The sequence below is a fragment of the Streptomyces sp. SCL15-4 genome, assembly GCF_033366695.1.
GTDB lineage: Bacteria > Actinomycetota > Actinomycetes > Streptomycetales > Streptomycetaceae > Streptomyces.
The window spans coordinates 1035136-1054280 of the sequence record NZ_JAOBTQ010000001.1 but is presented as its reverse complement, the minus strand read 5'-3'; the positions used below and the strand labels follow the sequence as shown (position 1 = coordinate 1054280).

The following is a 19145-nucleotide window of genomic DNA, read 5'->3' as shown; positions in this document are numbered from 1 at the left end:
GCCAGGGAACCGGAAGGAGACAGGCCACCATGGGGGGCATACGCAAACGAGGCGTCATAGCGCTGGGCGTGACGGGACTGGTGACGCCGCTCGCGCTCGCCTTCACCGCGGCACCGGCTCAGGCCGCGAGCTGTACCACGAGCACCGGGCCGTACCAGAAGCAGGTGGAGAAGTTCCTGGGCCGGCCGGTCGACGGCAGGCAGTCCGCCGCCGACTGCACGGCGATCCGCACATTCCAGACCAGGCACGGCATCAGCCCCGACATCGGCTACGCCGGTTCGGTCACCTGGGGCGTGATGGACCTGATGAACAAGCAGAAGGCCGTCGGGAAGAAGCCGAACAAGGACGGCAAGTGCCCGGTGAACAAGGGCCGGATCGCCTGTGTGAACCTCACGCTTCAGCTCAGCTGGATCCAGGACGGCAGCCGGCTGGTCTACGGCCCGGTGCCGGTGCGCACCGGCCGTGACCACTACGAGACGCGCACCGGCCTGAAGAAGATCTACTGGCGGGACATCGACCACGTCTCGAACCTCTACGACGTGCCGATGCCCTACAGCCAGTTCTTCGACGGCGGCCAGGCCTTCCACTCGGTGGGCCTGAGCATGTGGAACCCGCCGGGCTCGCACGGCTGCGTCAACATGACGAAGACGGACGCCAAGAAGTACTGGTCGCTGCTGAGGAACGGCGACGACGTCTTCGTCTACGGCCGCAAGCCGGGCACCTGAGCCCCGGGCGGGTCCCGTCAGGCGGGGGCGTCCCCGAAGTCCGGGATGTCCAGCCGCGCCCCGCCCTGCCGTGCCGACTCGTGCGCGACGATGCCCGGCAGGGTGTAGCGGGCGGCCACCCACGCGTTCACCGGCGGCAGGGCGCGCCGGGTCACGGCGGTGACGAAGTCGTCCACCAGGAAGTGGTGGCTGCCCTCGTGCCCGTTGGCCAGACGGTCGAACTCACGGGGCAGCCGGGACCGGTCGTGCACCGGCGCCGAGCCCGAGGTGAAGGCCGCGCGCGGTTCCGGCGCGAGAGCGGCGAGGGACGGGTCGTCGGGCGCGGGGCTCCGCTTCGGCTCCAGCAGCTCGGTGATGTCCTCGACGCCGCCGCGGTCCTGCCACAGGGCCACCGTGGCGAGCTGTTCCATGCTGGCCTCTGTCCCGAAGAACCGGAACCGGGACGCGCGCAGGTGCGCCGGGTAGCCGACCCGCCGGAACTCGTTGGTGCGGAACGATCCGCCGCCCGCCACCTCGAACAGCGCGGTGACGTTGGACATGTCGTCGTCGAACATGCCGGCGGAGCGGTCGAGAACACCATCGTCGCGGTCGTCGCGGACGCCGATCGCCGACACGCTCACCGCGTGCGTCCGCCAGGCCCCGAGCACCCCGCCCACCGAGTGCGTCGGGTACAGCAGCGGGGGATGGCCGGCGGTCGCCCGCCCGTCCTCGCCGCCGCTGCAACGGTGGGCGTCGCGGAAGTCCGGGTCCATGTCCTGGACGTGGTCGCCCTCGGCGTAGAACAGCCGGCCGAAGGCGCCCTCGGCGTTCCTGGCGCGGGCGTGCACGGTCGCCGGGTGGTAGTGGCTGGTCTCGCCCATCATGTACGTCAGTCCGGTGGCGCGAACCGTCGCGACGATCGCGGCGACCTCCTCGGCGGTGACCGCCATGGGGGCGGCCGAGTACACGTGCTTGCCCGCGTTCAGGCCCTGCATGACCAGGGGACCGTGTGTCCAGCGCCGGGTGAAGACGGCGACGGCGTCGACGAGCGGTGACTCCAGCATCGCCGAGTACGACGGGAACGTGCCCGCGAGACCCTTCGCGGCGACGAGGCGCTCGGCGCGCTCGGGCAGGGCGTCCGTCACATAGACGTCCCGTACGCCGGGATGGGCGTGGAAGAGCGCGGCGAACTGGCCGGAGAACTGTCCTGCGCCGACGATGCCGAGGGAGAAAGTCATATGGATCACTTTCGCGACGAAAGATTTTACGCGTCAAGAGCCCACTCGGTCACCCCTGAGATCGCGCGGGGTCGCCGTTCCGAAAGAATTCCCGCTGGGGCTTGACACATTGACGTGATGAGCAACACGGTCCGAAATGTCCGTATCGCGCATACTTACTCACAGCGCCTTCACCTCGGTCGGCATATGCTTCACAGCATGTCCACCACTGTTGCGACCGCCTCCGAGCGATCGGCCGCGGAGGTCAACGAGGAGATCCGGGCCCTGTGGCGCCGGTCGGGCGGGACACTGACCACCGAGCAGCGCGCGCAGTACCAGCGCCTCGTGATGGAGTGGGCCGCCGCGACCCCGCGATCGCACCGGGCCGCCTGACCGGCCCCGCGCCGTACCGCCGAGGGCACCCGTGACGACACGGGTGCCCTTTTCCGTCGTCCCTCCGCCGCCCGGTCAGCCCCAGGTCGCCGAGTAGTCCCGTCGGTACGCCCTGCGGTCCCGCTCGGCCCGCAGATACCGGGTCGCCACCAGCGCGACCAGACTGCCCGCGACGACCAGCAGGCCCGGCCCGGTGTTGCGGGCGTCCAGCAGGCGGTCCGACAGGGCCCGGCCCGTCACCGGCCGGGCCGGGGCGGGAGCCGTCGCACCGGCCGCGGAGGAGGGCGAACCCGTCCGGGCGCCGCCCGCGTCTCCCGCCGACGTGATCATCCGGACCCCCAGCGCCGACAGCGCCTCGGTCACCGGCTGGAAGAACGTCGTCCCGCCCGTCGTACAGTCGCCGTTGCCGCCCGAGGTGACACCGAGCGCGATGCCGTCGGCGAACAGCGGGCCGCCGCTGTCGCCCGGTTCGGCGCACACCGTGGTCTCCACGAGCCCGGTGACCGTCCCCTCCGGGTAGTTGACGGTCGCGTTCAGCGCGGTGACCCGGCCCTCGCGCAGCCCGCTGGTGCTCCCGCTGCGGAACACCCGCTGCCCGACGGCCGGATCGGCCGCCCCGGTGATCCGCACGCCCTTGCCGCCGCCGACCGCGACCACGTCGGCGCCCGGCCCCGCCGTGCCGCCCGCGTACCGCACGAGCGAGAAGTCGCTGCCGGGGAAGGCGCTGTCGACGGTGGTGCCGAGCGGCGGGCCGCCCGGATCGCCGGCGAACCAGGCGGCCCCGGCGGCCCCGCAGTGCCCGGCCGTGAGGATGAAGTCGGACCGCCCGTCGGTGACGTTGAACCCCGCCGAGCAGCGCCCGCCGGCCGACAGGATCGGCCGGGCGCCGTTCAGCCGCGTGGTGAAGGCGCCCTTGGTCCGCTCCATGTGCACGAAACCGCCGATCCGCCGGGCGACCCGGCTCAGCCGGGACCAGTCGGCGGCGGACACCGTGCGGTCGGCCCGCACCACGACCCGGTTGGCCCGGTAGTCCACCGCCCACGCCGTGCCCGGCACCCGTGGCGCCGAACGCAGGCTCGCCGTCGCCGACTTCAGCTCGTCCATGCTGTGCGCGACGGTCTTCGCCCCGGCCCCGGCCCGGCGCACCGCCCGCGCCGCCGCCCCGTCGGTCACCGCCACCACCGCGCGCCCGTCGGCTCCGGTCCAGCTGCCCGCCGTACGGGCGGTGCCGAGCCGCGCCACCAGCGCCGCAGCGGTGTCGCCGGGCCGCCCGGCGGAGGCGGGCGAGGGCTCACCGGCCCAGGCCGCCTGTGCGACCATCGCACCTCCCAGGAGGAGTCCGCCGGCCGCCGCCAGGCGTGTCACCCGGAGGACGACCCGTCGTCGTGCGTGCCGCATGCGAGGCTCCCGTGGCCGGACCCGCGATGCCCGAGCCGGCACCGCGGGGCCCCCGGCCGGCCGGGGACCCGCCCCTCCATACGGCGCCGGGCGCGGCGGTGTTCAGCGGCGACCGGGCTCGGGCTCGCGGGCCACTCCGCCGGACACGGCTGCCCCTTCCGGCGCGAACCCGGCGGCGGCCTCCGGCCGCCGCCGCGGGCAGGCCCTCCGTCGGTCAACCGCCGCGCCGGCAGGCCGTACGGGTCCTCGTCGCCGCCGGTGGAGACGACCACGTCGAGCGGGATCGGCGTCACCGGCTGGCGGAAGTCCGGTGACGCGATCCGGACGCCCCGCCCGATCTGCACCGTCTGGACCTTGGACCCGGCGGGCGGGAGACTGCGGACATGGACCCCACACGACTCGCCCGGCTCGGCGCCGGCCCCTACCTGCTGCTGACCACCTACCGCCGCAACGGCACGCCCGTCGCCACCCCGGTGTGGGTGGTCCGCGACGGGGACACCCTCGGCGTGTGGACCGCCGCCGGCAGCGGGAAGGTCAAGCGGATCCGGCACCGCCCGGACGTCCTCGTCGGCCCCTGCGACCGGCGTGGCAACCCCACCGGCGACCAGCTGCCCGCCACCGCCGAGATCGCCGACGCGGGCGCCACCGCCCGCTACCGGCGCCTCATCGCCGGCAAGTACGGCGTCCTCGGCCGCCTCACCCTGCTCGGCAGCCGGCTGCGGCGCGGCCTGGACGGCACGGTCGGCATCCGGGTGACCCCCGGCCGGTGAGGGCCACCCGGAAGGCGGCGTCCTACGACGCGTCGAGCACCGTCCCCGTCGCCTCCAGGCCGCCGGCCCGCGGCTTGCCGGTGTCCGGATCGAGCTGCCGGAACCGCACCGACTCGGCGGACTCCCGGACGCCGTCCGCGGCCGTGGGCACGGTGAGGTCCACACTGGTGCGGCCCGCCGGGATGTCACCCCACAGCGAGAGTCCGGCCACCTTCGACAGCGGCCGTTCGGGATCGGGCTTCTCCCCGGTCTCGTCCCGCAGCCAGCGCGCCGGGACGTCCTTGGTGGACAGCTCCGAAGCGGCGGCCGGCGCGACCTCGAACCAGACGCTCATGTCCACGTCCACCGGCTCCGACAGCTTCACCCGCCACTTCAGCGGCTGCCCCTCGGTCACCTTCGCGGCGGCCGGGGTGAGGGTCGTCGTCGGCGCCGGGTCGTCGTCGCGCACGGTGAGCCCGCCCCGGTAGGAGCCGACGACCGCGCCGCGGACCGCCTTGACCAGCACGTCGTGGGACACGTCGGTGCCGTACCGGGTGTTGCCCCGCACCTCCACCGGCACATCGGCCTCGTGACCGCCCGGACGCACCGTCACCAGCCGGTCCGTCGTCCGCCCGGTGACCGGGTCGACGACGTACACCCGGACCAGGCCGCTGCCGCCGTGCCCCGTCACCCGCACCGGCACCCGGTAGGTACGCGTGCCCGCGTCCCCCTCGTCCACGGTCGCCCGGCCGACGTCCACGCGCGGCAGCGCCTGCGCGCGCACCGCGGGCGTGCCGGGCCGCCAGCCCCACGCGTCCATCAGCCAGGCCCGTCCGGACGCCGAACGCGACGTCAGCTCCATGGACTTGACCGAACCCAGTTTCAGACCGGCGCGGCCGGCCGCCGACAGCGGCACCCGGACCTCACGCGCCCAGTAGGAGGCGGTCCGCCCGCTGCCGGGCAGCCCGTCCAGCGTGACCCGGCCGAGCTTCGCCTTCTTGCCGGAGGTGTCGGTCAGGGCCACGTCCAGCCGCGTACCGCGCGTGTTCGGCGGTACGAACACACGCAGCGCCAGCGCCGTCGAACCCGACAGCGACACCGGCTTCCCCGGCGTCACCCGGGCCGCCGTGCCGGCCCGGGTCCAGCGCAGCGCGACCGCCTGCCGGCCGGTCTCGCGGTCGGTCTCCCACCGGGCGAAGTGCGGCGAGGCCCCCTTGGTGCCCGCGGCCAGGCAGCTGCGGGCCGGACTCGGGTCGACCGCGGCGCACAGCGTGCCGCCGGTCACCGACACCCCGCCGTCCGGCAGGAACCCGCCGCTGCGGCGGGCGCCCACCGCGTGGCTCAGCACCCGTGCCGGGTCCGCCGACGGCGCCCGCTTCCCGGAGCCGTCCAGGAGCGGCCGCACCCGGTCGTCCCCGGCGAGGAACAGCCGCGCGGCGGCGGCGATGTACGTGCTGCCGGCCCGGTGCTGCCGGTCGGCGGACAGCCGGGTCGCGGCGCCCTTGCCGCACACCGGGTCGGGGTGCCGCGAGTCGTCGAAGAAGTCGTCCTCGGCCGGCGCCGCGGCCTGGCCCGGCGTCCACTGCGAGTTGAAGAAGTTGTGGTTGGCGCCGATCACGTACACGGCGCTGTGCAGCGCGGTGCCGTTGCCCACCGCGCGCGTGCCGTCGACGTACACCTCGCCCTGGAGGTCGGAGACATCACCGTCGCAGCCCGGCAGGAGGGTCACCGACGGCACGTCCGGCACCGGGTTCTGACCGAAGACGGTCGGACCGATGAGGACGGTGCCCCGGACCGTCCAGCGCACCGGCCCGTGGTAGCCGTCCTGGCCGGCGGGCGGCGGGGTGAGGCTGTCCAGCGCGGCCCGGTTGACGCCCTCGCCGCCCCGGGAGTGCCCGACCAGCAGCACCTTCGACAGATCGGCACGCGGCGCCTCGCGGACCGCCTTCGGCGCGCTCCCGGGGTGCTCGGCCCAGTCGGCCCAGCGGGCCAGGTGCCGGCGCACCAGCGACGAGCGGGCCTGCGCGCCGCCGTCCTCGGCCGCGAAGTCCTGCCCGTTGACGCCGTTGGCGGCGATGGAGACGGTCACGTAGCCCTGCGAGGCGAGCAGCCGCTGGTCGCGCAGGTAGCCGCGGTGGCTGGGTATCGGTGTGGTGCCGGCCGCGCAGGGCCAGTCCATGCCGACCTCCTCGCGCCCCTTGTAGCAGGTGGCGTGGCGGCCGTGCAGGAACAGCGCGAGGGGCCGCTTGCCGGTGGCGCCGACCGGTGCGACGACCACCGCGCGCATCTCCACCGGTGCCGGGAGGCCGGGCAGCCGGACCGATTTCAGCGCGTACTCTCCGGTCCTGGTGCGGTAGCCGCCGGGCTTGCCCGGATCCACGGCGTTCGCCGGGAGCGGGGCGGGCGGTCGCACCGCAGGCGCGGCACCGGGCGCCTGCGGCGCGTCCAGCCGCCGTCCGCCGGCCCAGACCTCCAGCCCGCGCGACGGCGAGCCCGGCACGATGCCCCGCAGCCGGGTCAACCGCCGCTCGCCGAGCGGCAGTCGGAAGGTGCGGCCGTCCGCCGCCGGCCGCGGCACGCCCAGCAGGCGTCCCGCGGACCGGAATTCGACCCGGGCGTCACCCATCGGCACCGGGCGCTCGGACCGCCACACCAGCCGCTGCGCCGAGCCGCTCCCGGTCAGCCGCCATCCCGGCGGCAGCGGCACCGCGTCACGTGCGGCCGACGCCTCTTGGGAGCCGTCCGGTTGGGAGCGGGCGACCGCCGCCCCCGGGGATGCCCCGGCCACCGCGAGCAACGCGGCGGCCATCACCCCTATGTGCCGGGCACGGACCACTGTTCCTCCTCGAACACCGACCTCGGACGTCCCGGTGGTCCCGGGCGTCCCTCGTCTCCGGAGGATGGAAGGCGAAGTCCGTGGGTTGCCTGTGCGCGACGGGTGATGGATCACATCGCGGACTCGCCGGGGCCGAAAGCCCCTGCGGGCGCACCGAGTTGCCGGGACCGGACAGGTGCCCGCCGGTCCGTCCGCTACTGGACGGCGGGCGGAGGTGGCGTGGTGCGCGGGGAGCGGGCCGCCGCGCACGCGGGCGGGGTGCGGCTCATGCTGCGCCCGCTGTGGGAGCCGCCGGCCGAACTCCCGGTGCGGGCCGCGCACGAAGCGCACGGCGGGGCGGACCCGCGCATGCCGGACGCGCTGTTCGGGCCACCGCAGGCCCCGCTCCCGCGCCGGACGCCCGCTCCCGCCGCCGGCGTCCGGCGCACGCGACGGCGCGCTGGCACCGGCTGTCGGCCTCGCCGCGAACCGGGCCTTCGGGACCGGACGTCCGTTCCCGGTACGGGACGTCGTCCCGTGGCCGCCGAGACACTCCTACTGCGGTCAGGTCCAGGCCCGGTACTCGTCCACCAGCTGGAAGACCGGTTCACCGCGCACCGGGTCCTGCGCGGTGGACAGCCGGACCCGGTCACCGCTGTGGATGCCGACCGGCGGGCCCATGACCCGGCCGCGCACGACGAACCCCTCGGTCATCTCCACCAGCGACACATTGCGCGCCGCCGGGGTGTTGCGGTGCACCACGGTGGAGTGGCGGACCGTGCCGACCCCCTCGCTGCGCTCCGTGCGCAGCTCGCTGCCCTGGCACACCGGACACAGCAGCCGGTGGTACATCGCCGTGCCGCACCAGGTGCAGCGCTGGAAGAGAAGGGCGTCCCGGGAGTCGGCGGCGGGGTCGAGAACACCCGTCGCGGAACCGGCCGCCGGCCTCGAGGTGCTTGCTGAGTGGTGAAACACGCTGGTCAACTCCCTGCGCTCGGCCGGAATCGCGCGTGCCCCTGGGCGGACCGGGCACGCGTGCGCACGGTTGCCGTGCCACCGTGCACGCCGACAGGGTATGGCACTCAGTGTCACTCGTAAAGGCACTCCGTACCACTGAAAGGGCCGGGCCGTGCGCCCGGGCCCCGTCCGGCGGCCGGGTCAGGAGCGGTCGAGGACCGTCTCCAACTCCTGTACCACCCGCCACAGCGGAGCGTCCCGGCGGGAGATCAGCACCACCACCTCCCCGTCCGGTCCCGCGTCCGCGCCGGGTCCGGCCGGGCCGCTCCACACGGCCGGGGTGTCCGCCGGCCGCGCGTATGTCATCTGCACATAGGCCAGCGCGTGGTCCACCGCCGCGCCCGCGTCGCCGACGCCGTCCGACCGCAGCCAGGAGCGCAGCGCGTTGTTGTGCGCCGCGACCACGGCCGCCGCGATCACATCGGCGCGCAGCGTCCCGTCGGGCCGCCCCGCGAACCGCCCGCGCAAGTACTCGGCGAGCGCCCGCTCGTAGCGCCATACCACCGACAATTCGTAGGCGCGCAGGCCCGGCACCCGGCGGGTGAGGCGGTAGCGCTGCACGGAGAAGGCCGGGTTCTCCGCGTACATCCGCAGCACCAGCCGGGCCGCGTCGCACACCCGGCGCACCGGCTCGTGCTCCGGGCCGCTCGCCGCGAGGAAGTCGGTCATCTCGGCCAGAGCGCCCTCGTGGTCGGGGAAGACCACGTCCTCCTTGGAGGGGAAGTAGCGGAAGAACGAACGCCGGCCGACCCCGGCCAGGGCCACGATGTCGTCCACGGTGGTCTGTTCGTACCCGCGTTCCAGGAAGAGCCGGAAGGCCGCCGCCACCAGGGCGTCCCGGATCGGCGGCTTCGCGGCCGGCACCGCGCTGCTGGAGCTCATGGACGGGAACGTAGCACCCGGGCGCGTCTTGTGGCACTCAGTGCAGTGCGAGTGGCGGACGAGGGTACTGAGTGTCGTACCGCTCCTCCGCTCAGGGGCGGACGAAGAGGGCCGCATGCTCCGGCGTAACCTTTCACCACCCCTCGCCGGCACCGGCCCGCACCCTCCCGAGGAGCACTCCCATGTCCGCCGCACGACCCCGCCTGCTGTACGTCACCGACCTGGCGTACCAGGCCCGCGGGCGCCGCTACTGCGACGAGGACATCCTCCTGGCCTCCCGGCTGCGCGCCCACTTCGACCTGGCCCTGTGCCATCCGCGGGACGCGGCGGCCCTGATGGACGGATTCGACGCCGTCGTCGTCCGCAACAGCGGCCCCGTCCTCGGCTACCAGCGGGAGTACGAGGCCTTCCGTGCCCGGGCGCTCGCCGCCGGCACCCGCGTGTACAACCCGCTCACCGGGAAGGCGGACATGGCCGGCAAGCAGTACCTGCTCGACCTGACCGACGCCGGCTTTCCGGTGATCCCGACCGTCGACCGCGCCGAGGACGTGCGCCTGCTGCCGGCCGCCGAACGCTACGTGGTCAAGCCCAGAACGGGCGCCGACTCCCTCGGCCTGCGCATCGTCCCCGCCGGCGAACTGCCCGGCCTCGCCTCCGGCGACCTCCTGATCCAGCCCTGCGTCGACTTCGCCTACGAGGTGTCCTTCTACTTCGTCGACGACGACTTCCAGTACGCCCTGTACGCCCCCGACCCCGCGCGCCGCTGGGAGCTGCGGCCGTACCGGGCCACCGCCGCCGACCTCGGGTTCGCGCGCCGGTTCGTCGACTGGAACGCCCTCGGCTGCGGCATCCAGCGCGTCGACGCCTGCCGCGCGCCGGACGGCGGCCTGCTGCTGGTCGAACTGGAGGACCTGAACCCCTATCTGTCCCTGGACGCGCTGCCGGAGCCGGACCGGGATCGTTTCGTCGCCGCGTTCACGGCCTCGCTGAGCCGGTTCGCACGCGGAGCGCTCTGACCCGGCCCGACCGCGGCCTGCTGCCCGGCGCCCGCCGTGCCGGACGGCCCCCCGGACGTCGGCGTCGGCTCGGGCCCGGTGGCCGAGGACACGAGGGCGGCCGGCGCGGACAGGAAGCGCACGCCGGTGCACCCGGCCGAAGGCACCGGCACACCGGAAGGGTTCGGCGGCCCGGCCGAAGCCCTCGCCGAGGACCAGGCCGCGCCACCGCGCCCGCGGCGGCGCGAACCCGTCCGGCGTGGTGAGCGCCGAGGCCCGGCGCGACGGCGGTGCCGGGACCGTCTGCCGCGGAGGCACGGCGTGACCAAGGGCGGGAGCGGGGAGTCGTCATGAGGATCTTTTGGCACGAAGGCGAGCACGGCCGGGAACGACACGCGTCGCCCGCTGGAGTCCCGCACCGGCGTCGGCGACGATTCAGGGACGGCACGCGGGGCACACCGGAGCGGGAGCGACAACCCACCGCCGGCGCGGAGCCGGACGGGAGCGGACGGAGTGGAGCGTATGGCGGACGAGAGCGGCACGGGACGCGCGGACGGCACGGCGGACAGCGGTGGGCCGGCGGCGGGCCCGGAGGAGCTGGACGGTTTCTTCGACCGGCTGGACCCCGACATGTGCGTGGTGACCGCCGTGGCGGGCGGTGAGCGGGCCGGCTGTCTGGTCGGTTTCGCCTCGCAGTGCTCCATCCGGCCGCCCCGGTTCGTCGTGTGGCTGTCCAAGGCCAACCACACCTACCGGGTCGCCCGCGCCGCGCAGCACCTCGCCGTCCACCTGCTCACCCGTGACCAGCGGGACCTCGCGGAACACTTCGGCGGCCGGACCGGCGACGACGCCGACAAGTTCGCGTGGCCCGGCTGGCGGGAAGGACCCGCCGGCGCCGTCGTCCTGGAGGACGTGGCGGCCTGGTTCGTCGGCACCGTCCTGCACCGCGTCGACGGCGGCGACCACGTCGGCCATGTGCTCGACCCGGTCGGATGGGGCGAGGGCCGGCCGGGGCCGCTGCTGCGGCTCTCCGACGCCGCCACCATCGAGGCGGGCCACCCGGCGGACTGAGCGGGACGGCCGGGCCGGTTCCGGCTCCCGGGTCATGGGTCCGTCCCGGCGGACGGCGGATGGGAACAGGCGCGCAGTCGCGGAACGGTGCGGCAACCGCCGCTCCGGGTCTGGCGCGCCGCCGCCTGTAACAGGGTTGTACCAGCGGGTGGTCGGGCGAAACGGCGGACCGGGCCGGACGGCTCTTGGTACGCGGAAAGCGCGCCCGTACCGACGGGCCGGCACCCCGACCGACAGATACCGAGGTTGACACCATGCGCGTCACCAAAATCACCATCGCGGCCCTGGCCGTCGCCGCGGGCCTCTCGCTCACCGCCTGCCAGAGCGACGGCGACGCCACGAGCCGGAGCGACTCGTCCGCCGCGCCGGCATCGCCTTCTGCGCACAGCGGCCCGGGATCGGACGGCTCGGCGCGGGGTGCCGCGAAGACCTCCGCCGGGAAGGACCCGGGCGAGGGGCAGGGCACGGGCGCCGGGACCGGCTCCGACAAGGACGGCAAGACCGGCAAGTGCCGCACCGACGAGCTGGAGGTCACGGCGGCGGACCACACCATCGACGGCGATCCGGGCGGCACCGTCGTGGTGGAGTTCACGAACGGCGGCGGCCGGGACTGCGCGCTCTCGGGTTACGCGGGCGTCGACCTGAAGACGAACGCGGGGTCGCTGTCCGCGCGGCGCACCGGTGAGCCGGCGAGCCGGACCGTCCTGAAGTACGGCGAGTCGGTGGCCTTCGGCATCACCTACCCGGTCAACGACTCGGGCGGCTCCGGCGTCCGCGTCACGGGGCTGGTGGTGACCCCGCCGGACGAGACGAAGTCGGTCTCCCTCGCCTGGCCGGGCGCCGCCACGCTGCCCGTCACGGACGGCTCCGGCTCCCCGGTGAAGGTCGGCCCGATCGGAAGCGCCGGCCAGGGCGGCTGACCCGCGCCGTCGTCACCGGGACCCGCGCCGGCCGCCCGCACCACCCGGAACACGCTCTAGCCGTCCGTCACCCGTGGGTTGTCCACCGCGTCGTGGACCTCCTCCAGCGGCATCCGGATGTCCAGCACGCACACGTCGTCCCGCCGTTCGTCCGGGAGCATCGCCGCGAGCAGCGCGTCCAGCGAACCGGACTCGCCGCGGCCGTGCGCCCGCACCGCCTCGGCCAGCCGCGCGAAGCCCGCGTCGAGGCCCTCGCCGGGGCGCTCCACCAGGCCGTCGGTGTACAGCAGCAGCCGGTCCCCGGGCTCCAGCCGCAGTTCCCGCGACTCGTAGACGGGGGCGCCTGTCGCGCCGAGCAGGATGCCGCCGGGACGGTCGAGGAAGCGCACCTCGCCCCGGCGCACCAGCACCGGCGGCAGATGCCCGGCCTGCGCCCAGGTCAGCAGGTGCCGGTCGGTGTCGTAGCGGGCCAGGACCATGGTGGCGGTGGTCTGGCCGTCACGGGAGTGCAGCAGCAGCTGGTTGAGCCGCGCCAGCGCCCCGGTGAGCGAGGAACCGGTGCTCACCATCCCCTTCGCGGTGAACCTCAGCTGGGCCATGGTCGCGACCGCGTCGATGCCGTGGCCCGCGACGTCGCCGACCACGAACAGCGCGTCGAAGTCGGGCAGTTCGATGGCGCTGAACCAGTCGCCGCCGACGTGGATGCCGGCCTGCGCGGGCAGATAGGCGACCTCCACGCGCAGCCCGGCCAGCCGCACCGGCTTGCTGGGCAGCGGCAGCAGGGCGTGCTGGAGCCGGGCCGCCAGGGCGCGCTCGGCCTGGAGGATGCCGCGCTGGAGCAGCATCGCGCGCTCGCTCTCCACCAGCGCGAGTTCCGCGCTGCGCTGCGCGGTCAGGTCCTGGACGAAGCCGTGCACCTCGACCGGGACGCCGTCGGGCGCCGTGACCGCCTCCGCGACCATCCGCAGATGCCGGGCGCCCACGGCCGTCTCGGTCCGGAACGGCACGTCGACCGGGCGCCCGTGCGAGACCAGTTCGTCGATCGCCCGGGCGAGCGGACGCGTGTCCTCCGGCAGGGCCAGGCCGGGCAGCCGTTCCAGCGGCACCGGGGGCTCGTCGGGCCGCCGGCCGAGCACGGTGTAGGTCTGCGCGGCCCAGGAGATCTCTCCGGTGATCAGGTTCCAGTTGGCCCAGCCGAGGTTGCCCAGCCGCTGCACGTCGGCCAGCCGCTGCTCCTGCCGGTCCACCGGGTCGTACCGCAGCCAGGTCACGACCAGGCCCTCGCCCAGCGGGGCCGCCCGCACCGTGTAGGTGGCGGTCCCGGGCGCCGTGCCGGCCGCGTCCCGGTAGGCGAACGGTTCGCTCTCGTACGGCTCCCCGGTCTCCAGCGCCCGCAGACAGCCCCGCCGCAGCGGCGCGCCCGCGACCGACGGGTAGCTCCGCAGGAGGTGCCTGCCGACCAGGTCCCGGCCGGGCGGGCCGAACACGTCGGCCGCCTCCGGGGTGGCGGCGGTGATCCGGTAGTCCGTGACCTCGCCGGAGGCGGCGCGCAGCGGGGTCAGCAGCACCGCCGGGCCCGGCAGCGCGTCGAACACCGCCTGCACCGTCTGCGAGATGTCCCCGGCCGTGGCGGTGCAGGGGCTGTCGAAGGCGCGCAGCCGGCCCGCGCACAGCCGGGCCACGGCCCGCAGCAGTTCCCGCTCGCGCGGCGAGAACGGCGCGTCGCGCCGGCGCAGCACGCCGAGGGCGACGCGCGCGGTGTCGCCCTCGGGCACGGGCAGCCAGGCCCGGGTCAGCCAGCGTTCCGGCGGGGGCCCGATGAGCAGGTAGCGGGTGCGGTCCTCGGCGGGGTGCTCCAGCCAGCACGGCCGCCCGGACCGCAGTGCCTCCAGCGCGGGCAGGCCGGTCACCGGCGGGACGTGCCGCCACTGGGCGGCCAGGACGGGCTCGACGCCGGCGTGTCCGACGAGGGCGAGCCCGTCCTCGGGCAGCCGCTCGTACAGCAGCACCGCGTCGGCGTCCACCTCGGGCGCCAGCCGCTCCAGCAGACAGCCGGCCAGCTCGTGCGGCGAGCCGACCCGGACCAGGGCGCGGCCGAGGGCGGCCAGCAGCTCGGTGAGATCGCCGTTGTGGGCGGGCCCGCTCCTGCCTTCGGTGACGGCCGCGGGCGCCGGCGCCGGGTGGGCGGGCCGTTCCCTGGGCGGCGGCAGCGTGCCGAGGGTGAGCCAGCATTGTTCGATGAGCGTGCGGTTGCCGTCCTTGGCCCGCTGCAGCAATTCCTGGTGGGCGGCGTCCGGCGCGCAGCCGGTGACGGCCATCAGGGCGCCCTTGGCCCGCTCAACGATCGCCGAGGCCGCGGCCTGGTCCCGCAGACGGTCCAGCTCGGCGCGCTGCCGGGCCACGACCTCGGCCGGCGCCGCCGGCCCGGATCCGGTGTCGCGGTCCCCCGGAAACAGAGGCTCGCTCGTCACGCGACGAGCATCGCACACGTCGGCCCGTTGGATCACTCGTCTGCCGGGTCCGGATTGCCATGACGTTCGTATGAGCGGCCCGGCGGGTGGGGGCGGGCGGCGGGTTCAGCGGCCGGTGCCGCGGGCGGCCAGGGCCGCGCTGACCGCACGGACGCTGCGCGCGATGTGCTGGAGCTGGAGTACCTCGGCCGCGTACAGCTTGATCGTGTGTTCGATCACCGATTCGGGCAGTCCGAGTACCGGCAGCTCGGTCCGCGCGGTCTGCAGCGCGGTCCGGGCGACCCGGATCTCCTGCTGCACCTGGAGCTGCGCGTGCCGGGCGAGCAGGACCGGGTGCCGGATGAGCGCCGGATAGCTGGCGTAGCGCGCGGGGATCAGCTCGCGCAGCCACTTGGCCGCCGAGCGCTCCCAGTCGTAGCTGCCCGGCGTCTTGACCTGACAGGGCCAGTCGGGGCTGATACGCGTGCTGGTCAGGTGCATGATCATCGCTTCCGTGGGCGGCGTCGTGACGGTGGTCGACGGGGGGCGGGGCGGCCCCGGCCCAGGGGATGGCCGGGGCCGCCACGGGCGCGTCGCGCGGGCGACGCGCCCCGGCACACCCCGGGCGCCGACGTGGGAAGGGGACGGCGGCTCGGCGTGTGCGCGCGGGGGCCCCGAGTGCGGGGGCTGTGCGGTGAGTCCGCGGAGCAGTATTTATATATGCCGATCGCTTTTCAAGACGTATGAAAACATTCATGCGCCGTTTGCGGTGAATCATCCCCGTCCCGCGGGCGGATGACCGCAAGATCTTCACGACTGCCGGGTGCGGGCGGAAGGCGCGGCCGTGACCGTGCCGTTCCGCCGCCGCTCAGTCCCGCAGGAAGAACTGGTGCTGCTCCGACAGCTGCTCGTACTTCTCCAGCCGGGCCTGGGTGCGCTCCGGATCGGCGTCCGTCATGGCCTGGAGCAGCGCCGCCGCCAGCACCCCCGGGGCGGCGTAGGAGTCGAACACCAGGCGGGAGCCGGTGCCGGTGGCGAAGGTGACGTCGGCCTCGTCGGCCAGCGGCCCGAGCGCCAGATCGGTCACCAGGGCCACCTTCAGACCGGCGTCGCGCGCCACCCGGACGGCCTGGAGGGTCTCCTGGGAGTGCCGGGGCATGGCGAAGGCCAGCACCCAGCCGCCACCCGCCTCCCGGGCCTGCAACAGCGCGTCGTAGGCCACGCTGCCGCCGCGGGTCACCAGCCGCACGTCCGGGTGGATCCGGCGGGCGGCGTAGCCGAAGTACTCGGCGAGCGACACCGAGATGCGCAGCCCCAGCACGGTCAGCGGGGTGGAGCGGGACAGCGCGCGGCCGACCCGGATGACCCGGTCGGGGTCGGCGAGGTCGCGCCGCAGGTTCTCCAGGTTCTCGATCTCGGCGTCCACGGCGGCCTGGAGTTCGTTGGCCCGGTCCTCCTCGCCGGGCCCGCCCGCGAGGCTGCTCAGCGCGATCGACTGGAGCCGCTCGCGCAGCGCCGGATAGCCGCTGAAGCCGACGGCGGCGGCGAAGCGGGTGACGGACGGCTGGCTGACCCCGGCCCGGTCGGCCAGCTCGGTGATCGACAGGAAGGCGGCCTCGGTGATGTGCTCGATCAGGTACTGGGCGATCCGCCGCTGCCCCGGTGACAGACGCGGCCCGTCGAAGAGGTCCCGCAGCCGGGAGGTCGGCGCGGCCTCGGCCCCGGGCGCCGTCCTGCCCGACGTGATCGCTGATGCCTGTGCGCGTGCCTGCTGCGGCGAGGGCACGGGTCGGCCTCCTTTGTCTGCCACGATGACTCAACATAGCTCACCGACCGCCGTGACCAGGGGGTTGAGACGGCACCCCCACCGTCGGCCAGGGCGAGCGAACGACCCACGTCACCGCCCGGCCGGCCGCCGTGATCCGTTCCGCCGGTCGTTCGCGCGCCGTGGCGGCGGTGGGGTCCGGGACCGTCGGCAGCCCGTGCGCCCGCTTGCAGCGGTACCGAGCGTCTGTGTGTACCGGGTGGCGTTCACGTGTCGTCGTCCGCGCGCGTGACGGCACGGGCCGCGTGGTGCAGGGGTCGGGGTCGGGTCGGGGTACTGTTCCCGCCGCCGTTGCCGATCGGGCGGCTGCCGCGAGCAGCACCGCCGGTCGTTCGCGCGCCGTGGCGGCGGTGGGGTCCGGGACCGTCGGCAGCCCGTGCGCCCGCTTGCAGCGGTACCGAGCGTCTGTGTGTACCGGGTGGCGTTCACGTGTCGCCGTCCGCGCGCGTGACGGCACGGGCCGCGTGGTGCCGGGGTCGGGGTCGGGTCGGGGTACCGTTCCCGCCGCCGTTGCCGATCGGGCGGCTGCCGCGAGCAGCACCGCCGGTCGTTCGCGCGCCGTGGCGACGGCGGGGTCCGGGACCGTCGGCAGCCCGTGCGCCCGCTCGCGGCGGTTCCCCGCGTCTGTGCGTTTCACGTGTCGTCGTCCGCGCACCTGACGGGACGGGCCGCGCGGTGACCGGTTCACGGTCTTGCCGGCGCACCGCTTCCGCCACCCTGCGGCGTCACCGTCGCAGGAGCCGTACCGACAGGCCCTCTGCCGTGTAGACGGGCACGGCCCGCAGCCGGTCGGAGTTGACCTCGATCCGTGCGAACCGTCCGGCCAGCCGGGGCGCGGCGAGGACCGGCAGCGTGCCGCCCGCCGCCGGAGGCCGTTCGGTGTCCAGCCGCAGCGCCAGCACCGCGCGCCCGCCGAGCACGGCCCGCCCCGCGACGCTCACCGGTGCCGCCGCTCGGCCGGCCCGCGCCGTGACCTCCAGTGTCCCCGCGTCCTGCGCCCAGGCGCCGCGCACCCGCAGCCGCCCGGCCACCCGCAGCGTCCCGCCCGTCACCCGCACGTCCCCGCGGCCGAGCGCGTCCCCGGAACCGGCCGTCAGTGTGCCCTCGGCCAGCACGGTCCCGCCCGTGTACCGGTTGCGGCCGGTCAGCGTCAGCGCGCCCGTGCCCCGCTTGGTCAGCCCGCCCGGCCCGCCGATGTCGTTGCGCCAGCTGTCGGCCGCGGAGAAACCGCCGGCCGCCGCGTCCATGGTGACGGTGACACCGGTGTCGAAGGCGCCGTAGCCGTCCGCCGCCGCGAACAGGTCCAGCCGCCCCCACTGCTCGAACCCGTCGAGCAGCGCGTAGCCCGAGGGCAGCGCGGTGGTGCGCAGCACCGCGCGGCGCTGGCCGGCGGTGAGGTACGGCAGCCGGGTCTCCAGCAGCACCTCCGCGCCCTTGGGCACGGCCGGCGGCAGCTCGCGGCCCTCGCGGGGCAGGACGTACGTCAGCCGGTGGCGCACCGCGCGCCGGTTCGCGGCCCGGTCGGCGTACGGGTCGTCGTCCGGGTGCGCGTAGGCGTACAGGGTGTCGGCGGTGGTGCCGGTCCGCTCGGTGAAGTAGGCGAGCGCCTGGGCCCGTGCGGCGGCCTTCAGCCCGGCGTGGGCCGGGTCGGCGAGCGTGGCCGCGGCGAGCGCGGTGGCCATGATCCGGCCTCCGATGACGTCGACCGGGTGGTGCATGCCCGCCACGATCCGGCTGTGGCTCAGCTCGAACGCCCGCGTCACCAGCTCCTGGAACCGCTCCGGCACCGCGTACGCGTACGCCAGCGCGGCCAGGTGGAAGGCGTTGGTGTGACCGCTGGGGAAGCCGCCGTCGTCGGCGGGGGAGGTGCCGCGCTGACGCAGCAGCTGCGGGGCCACGGTCACGGGCGAGTCGTACACCGGGAAGCCGAACTCGTCCGTCCGGCCGGTGTCCACGACCTCGCTGTCCTCGGTCAGCCGCCACGGCCGCGGGTACTGGTAGGCGTACTTGGCGGGGTTGCCGGAGGCGTACGGGCCGCGCAGGGTGTCGACCAGTTCGGCCACCTTGCCCAGCGCCGAGTCGTGCGCGCCCGCCCCGAGGGCCGAGCCCGCCGGCGCGCCGGCCGGCACCGCGTCGCTCACCGTGGTTGCCGGAGTGCCGTCGGGCGCGCCGGTGATCGAGGTGACCGCCCGCGCGCCGGCCCGGTACGGGCCGGCCAGCGGACCGAGGCCCGCGATCAGGGCGTAGCTCTGGTGCCGGCGGTCGTGGACGAACGCCTCCTTCGCCTGCGCCTCGGTGCGCGCGGCCGTGATCCGCGCGCAGTAGCGCAGGTCGGCGCGGAGGATGTCGGCGCGCAGCGGCGTGCCCGAGTCCCAGGCGGCGCCGGTCTTCCAGATCCCGGCGAAGCCGCCGAGGACGCGGACCACCGCGTTGGTGCCGGGCGTGAGGTGGTCGGCGGTGTTGCTGCGGTAGTCGTCCACGAACGCGGCCGGCGTGGTCGCGGCCTTGGCGTCGGCGGCCGGCAGCCAGGCGGCGACGGCCGGTGCGGCGAGCACTCCCGCCGACGCGGCCAGCGAGGCGGTGAGGAACCGGCGCCGGTTCGGTGCGGGGGTGCGGGGCCCGGCGGGTGACGGCATGCGTGTGCCTCTCGGAAGGGTCGCCGGGAACGCCCGCGCCGGTGTGCGCGGTGGTGCGATCCCGTTGCGGAGT

Annotated in this window: 15 protein-coding genes; 6 read left to right on the top strand and 9 right to left on the bottom strand. The window is 75.1% G+C overall.

The window, feature by feature from the left end:
• The first annotated feature begins 29 nt into the window (after window positions 1-29).
• The gene (locus SCK26_RS04370; RefSeq protein ID WP_318199920.1) at window positions 30-725 is read left to right on the top strand and encodes a L,D-transpeptidase family protein; all 696 of its coding nucleotides are present in this window, start codon (window positions 30-32) and stop codon (window positions 723-725) included.
• 17 nt (window positions 726-742) lie between these two features.
• Here the strand turns inward: SCK26_RS04370 and SCK26_RS04365 are convergent, their stop codons facing one another.
• Complete coding sequence (locus tag SCK26_RS04365) at window positions 743-1942, bottom strand: Gfo/Idh/MocA family oxidoreductase (protein ID WP_318199919.1); 1200 nt, start codon at window positions 1940-1942, stop codon at window positions 743-745.
• Between the two features lie 186 nt (window positions 1943-2128).
• Here SCK26_RS04365 and SCK26_RS04360 point away from each other — a divergent pair, with 186 nt between their 5' ends.
• Complete coding sequence (locus SCK26_RS04360; RefSeq protein ID WP_318199918.1) at window positions 2129-2314, top strand: hypothetical protein; 186 nt, start codon at window positions 2129-2131, stop codon at window positions 2312-2314.
• Window positions 2315-2389: 75 nt separating this feature from the next.
• Here the strand turns inward: SCK26_RS04360 and SCK26_RS04355 are convergent, their stop codons facing one another.
• Window positions 2390-3712: a S1 family peptidase gene (locus SCK26_RS04355; RefSeq protein ID WP_318199917.1), complete on the bottom strand. Its 1323-nt coding sequence runs from the start codon at window positions 3710-3712 to the stop codon at window positions 2390-2392.
• A 383-nt stretch (window positions 3713-4095) separates the two neighbouring features.
• Between SCK26_RS04355 and SCK26_RS04350 the strand changes: the two genes are divergently transcribed.
• Window positions 4096-4482 carry a PPOX class F420-dependent oxidoreductase gene (locus SCK26_RS04350; RefSeq protein WP_318199916.1) on the top strand — a complete coding sequence of 129 codons (387 nt, stop codon included), beginning with the start codon at window positions 4096-4098 and terminating at the stop codon, window positions 4480-4482.
• A gap of 22 nt (window positions 4483-4504) precedes the next feature.
• On the opposite strand, the gene SCK26_RS04345 is transcribed toward SCK26_RS04350, so the two are convergent.
• From SCK26_RS04345 to SCK26_RS04335, 3 genes are all read right to left on the bottom strand, one after another.
• Window positions 4505-7297 (bottom strand): hypothetical protein, encoded by a 2793-nt coding sequence (locus SCK26_RS04345; protein WP_318199915.1) that lies wholly within the window; start codon window positions 7295-7297, stop codon window positions 4505-4507.
• A 543-nt stretch (window positions 7298-7840) separates the two neighbouring features.
• Window positions 7841-8251 (bottom strand): Zn-ribbon domain-containing OB-fold protein, encoded by a 411-nt coding sequence (locus tag SCK26_RS04340; protein WP_318199914.1) that lies wholly within the window; start codon window positions 8249-8251, stop codon window positions 7841-7843.
• Between the two features lie 183 nt (window positions 8252-8434).
• On the bottom strand, window positions 8435-9175 hold the full coding sequence (locus tag SCK26_RS04335; RefSeq protein ID WP_318199913.1) for a TetR family transcriptional regulator: 741 nt from the start codon (window positions 9173-9175) through the stop codon (window positions 8435-8437).
• Between the two features lie 182 nt (window positions 9176-9357).
• On the opposite strand from SCK26_RS04335, the gene SCK26_RS04330 reads away from it, so the two are divergent.
• From SCK26_RS04330 to SCK26_RS04320, 3 genes are all read left to right on the top strand, one after another.
• Window positions 9358-10191, top strand: a complete 834-nt coding sequence (locus SCK26_RS04330) for a hypothetical protein (RefSeq protein WP_318199912.1) — start codon at window positions 9358-9360, stop codon at window positions 10189-10191.
• 501 nt (window positions 10192-10692) lie between these two features.
• Window positions 10693-11241 (top strand): flavin reductase family protein, encoded by a 549-nt coding sequence (locus SCK26_RS04325; RefSeq protein ID WP_412080705.1) that lies wholly within the window; start codon window positions 10693-10695, stop codon window positions 11239-11241.
• 254 nt (window positions 11242-11495) lie between these two features.
• Window positions 11496-12161 carry a DUF4232 domain-containing protein gene (locus tag SCK26_RS04320; protein WP_318199911.1) on the top strand — a complete coding sequence of 222 codons (666 nt, stop codon included), beginning with the start codon at window positions 11496-11498 and terminating at the stop codon, window positions 12159-12161.
• 56 nt (window positions 12162-12217) lie between these two features.
• Here SCK26_RS04320 and SCK26_RS04315 read toward each other — a convergent pair whose 3' ends face one another.
• The 4 genes from SCK26_RS04315 to SCK26_RS04300 all read right to left on the bottom strand — a co-directional run bounded on the left by SCK26_RS04315 (window position 12218) and on the right by SCK26_RS04300 (window position 19072).
• Window positions 12218-14632 (bottom strand): SpoIIE family protein phosphatase, encoded by a 2415-nt coding sequence (locus tag SCK26_RS04315; protein WP_318199910.1) that lies wholly within the window; start codon window positions 14630-14632, stop codon window positions 12218-12220.
• A gap of 105 nt (window positions 14633-14737) precedes the next feature.
• On the bottom strand, window positions 14738-15118 hold the full coding sequence (locus SCK26_RS04310) for a hypothetical protein (RefSeq protein ID WP_318199909.1): 381 nt from the start codon (window positions 15116-15118) through the stop codon (window positions 14738-14740).
• Window positions 15119-15479: 361 nt separating this feature from the next.
• Complete coding sequence (locus SCK26_RS04305; RefSeq protein WP_318199908.1) at window positions 15480-16397, bottom strand: MurR/RpiR family transcriptional regulator; 918 nt, start codon at window positions 16395-16397, stop codon at window positions 15480-15482.
• Between the two features lie 764 nt (window positions 16398-17161).
• Entirely contained in the window at window positions 17162-19072 is a 1911-nt protein-coding gene (locus SCK26_RS04300) for a phosphatase PAP2 family protein (RefSeq protein WP_318199907.1), read from the bottom strand.
• Between the last annotated feature and the right edge of the window lie 73 nt (window positions 19073-19145).

Coding starts and splice junctions, on each gene's coding strand:
- SCK26_RS04330 (WP_318199912.1), top strand. CDS start 9,358: ATGTCCGCCGCACGACCCCGCCTGCTGTACGTCACCGACCTGGCGTAC.
- SCK26_RS04335 (WP_318199913.1), bottom strand. CDS start 9,175: ATGAGCTCCAGCAGCGCGGTGCCGGCCGCGAAGCCGCCGATCCGGGAC.
- SCK26_RS04350 (WP_318199916.1), top strand. CDS start 4,096: ATGGACCCCACACGACTCGCCCGGCTCGGCGCCGGCCCCTACCTGCTG.
- SCK26_RS04310 (WP_318199909.1), bottom strand. CDS start 15,118: ATGATCATGCACCTGACCAGCACGCGTATCAGCCCCGACTGGCCCTGT.
- SCK26_RS04320 (WP_318199911.1), top strand. CDS start 11,496: ATGCGCGTCACCAAAATCACCATCGCGGCCCTGGCCGTCGCCGCGGGC.
- SCK26_RS04370 (WP_318199920.1), top strand. CDS start 30: ATGGGGGGCATACGCAAACGAGGCGTCATAGCGCTGGGCGTGACGGGA.
- SCK26_RS04360 (WP_318199918.1), top strand. CDS start 2,129: ATGCTTCACAGCATGTCCACCACTGTTGCGACCGCCTCCGAGCGATCG.
- SCK26_RS04325 (WP_412080705.1), top strand. CDS start 10,693: ATGGCGGACGAGAGCGGCACGGGACGCGCGGACGGCACGGCGGACAGC.
- SCK26_RS04365 (WP_318199919.1), bottom strand. CDS start 1,942: ATGACTTTCTCCCTCGGCATCGTCGGCGCAGGACAGTTCTCCGGCCAG.
- SCK26_RS04300 (WP_318199907.1), bottom strand. CDS start 19,072: ATGCCGTCACCCGCCGGGCCCCGCACCCCCGCACCGAACCGGCGCCGG.
- SCK26_RS04355 (WP_318199917.1), bottom strand. CDS start 3,712: ATGCGGCACGCACGACGACGGGTCGTCCTCCGGGTGACACGCCTGGCG.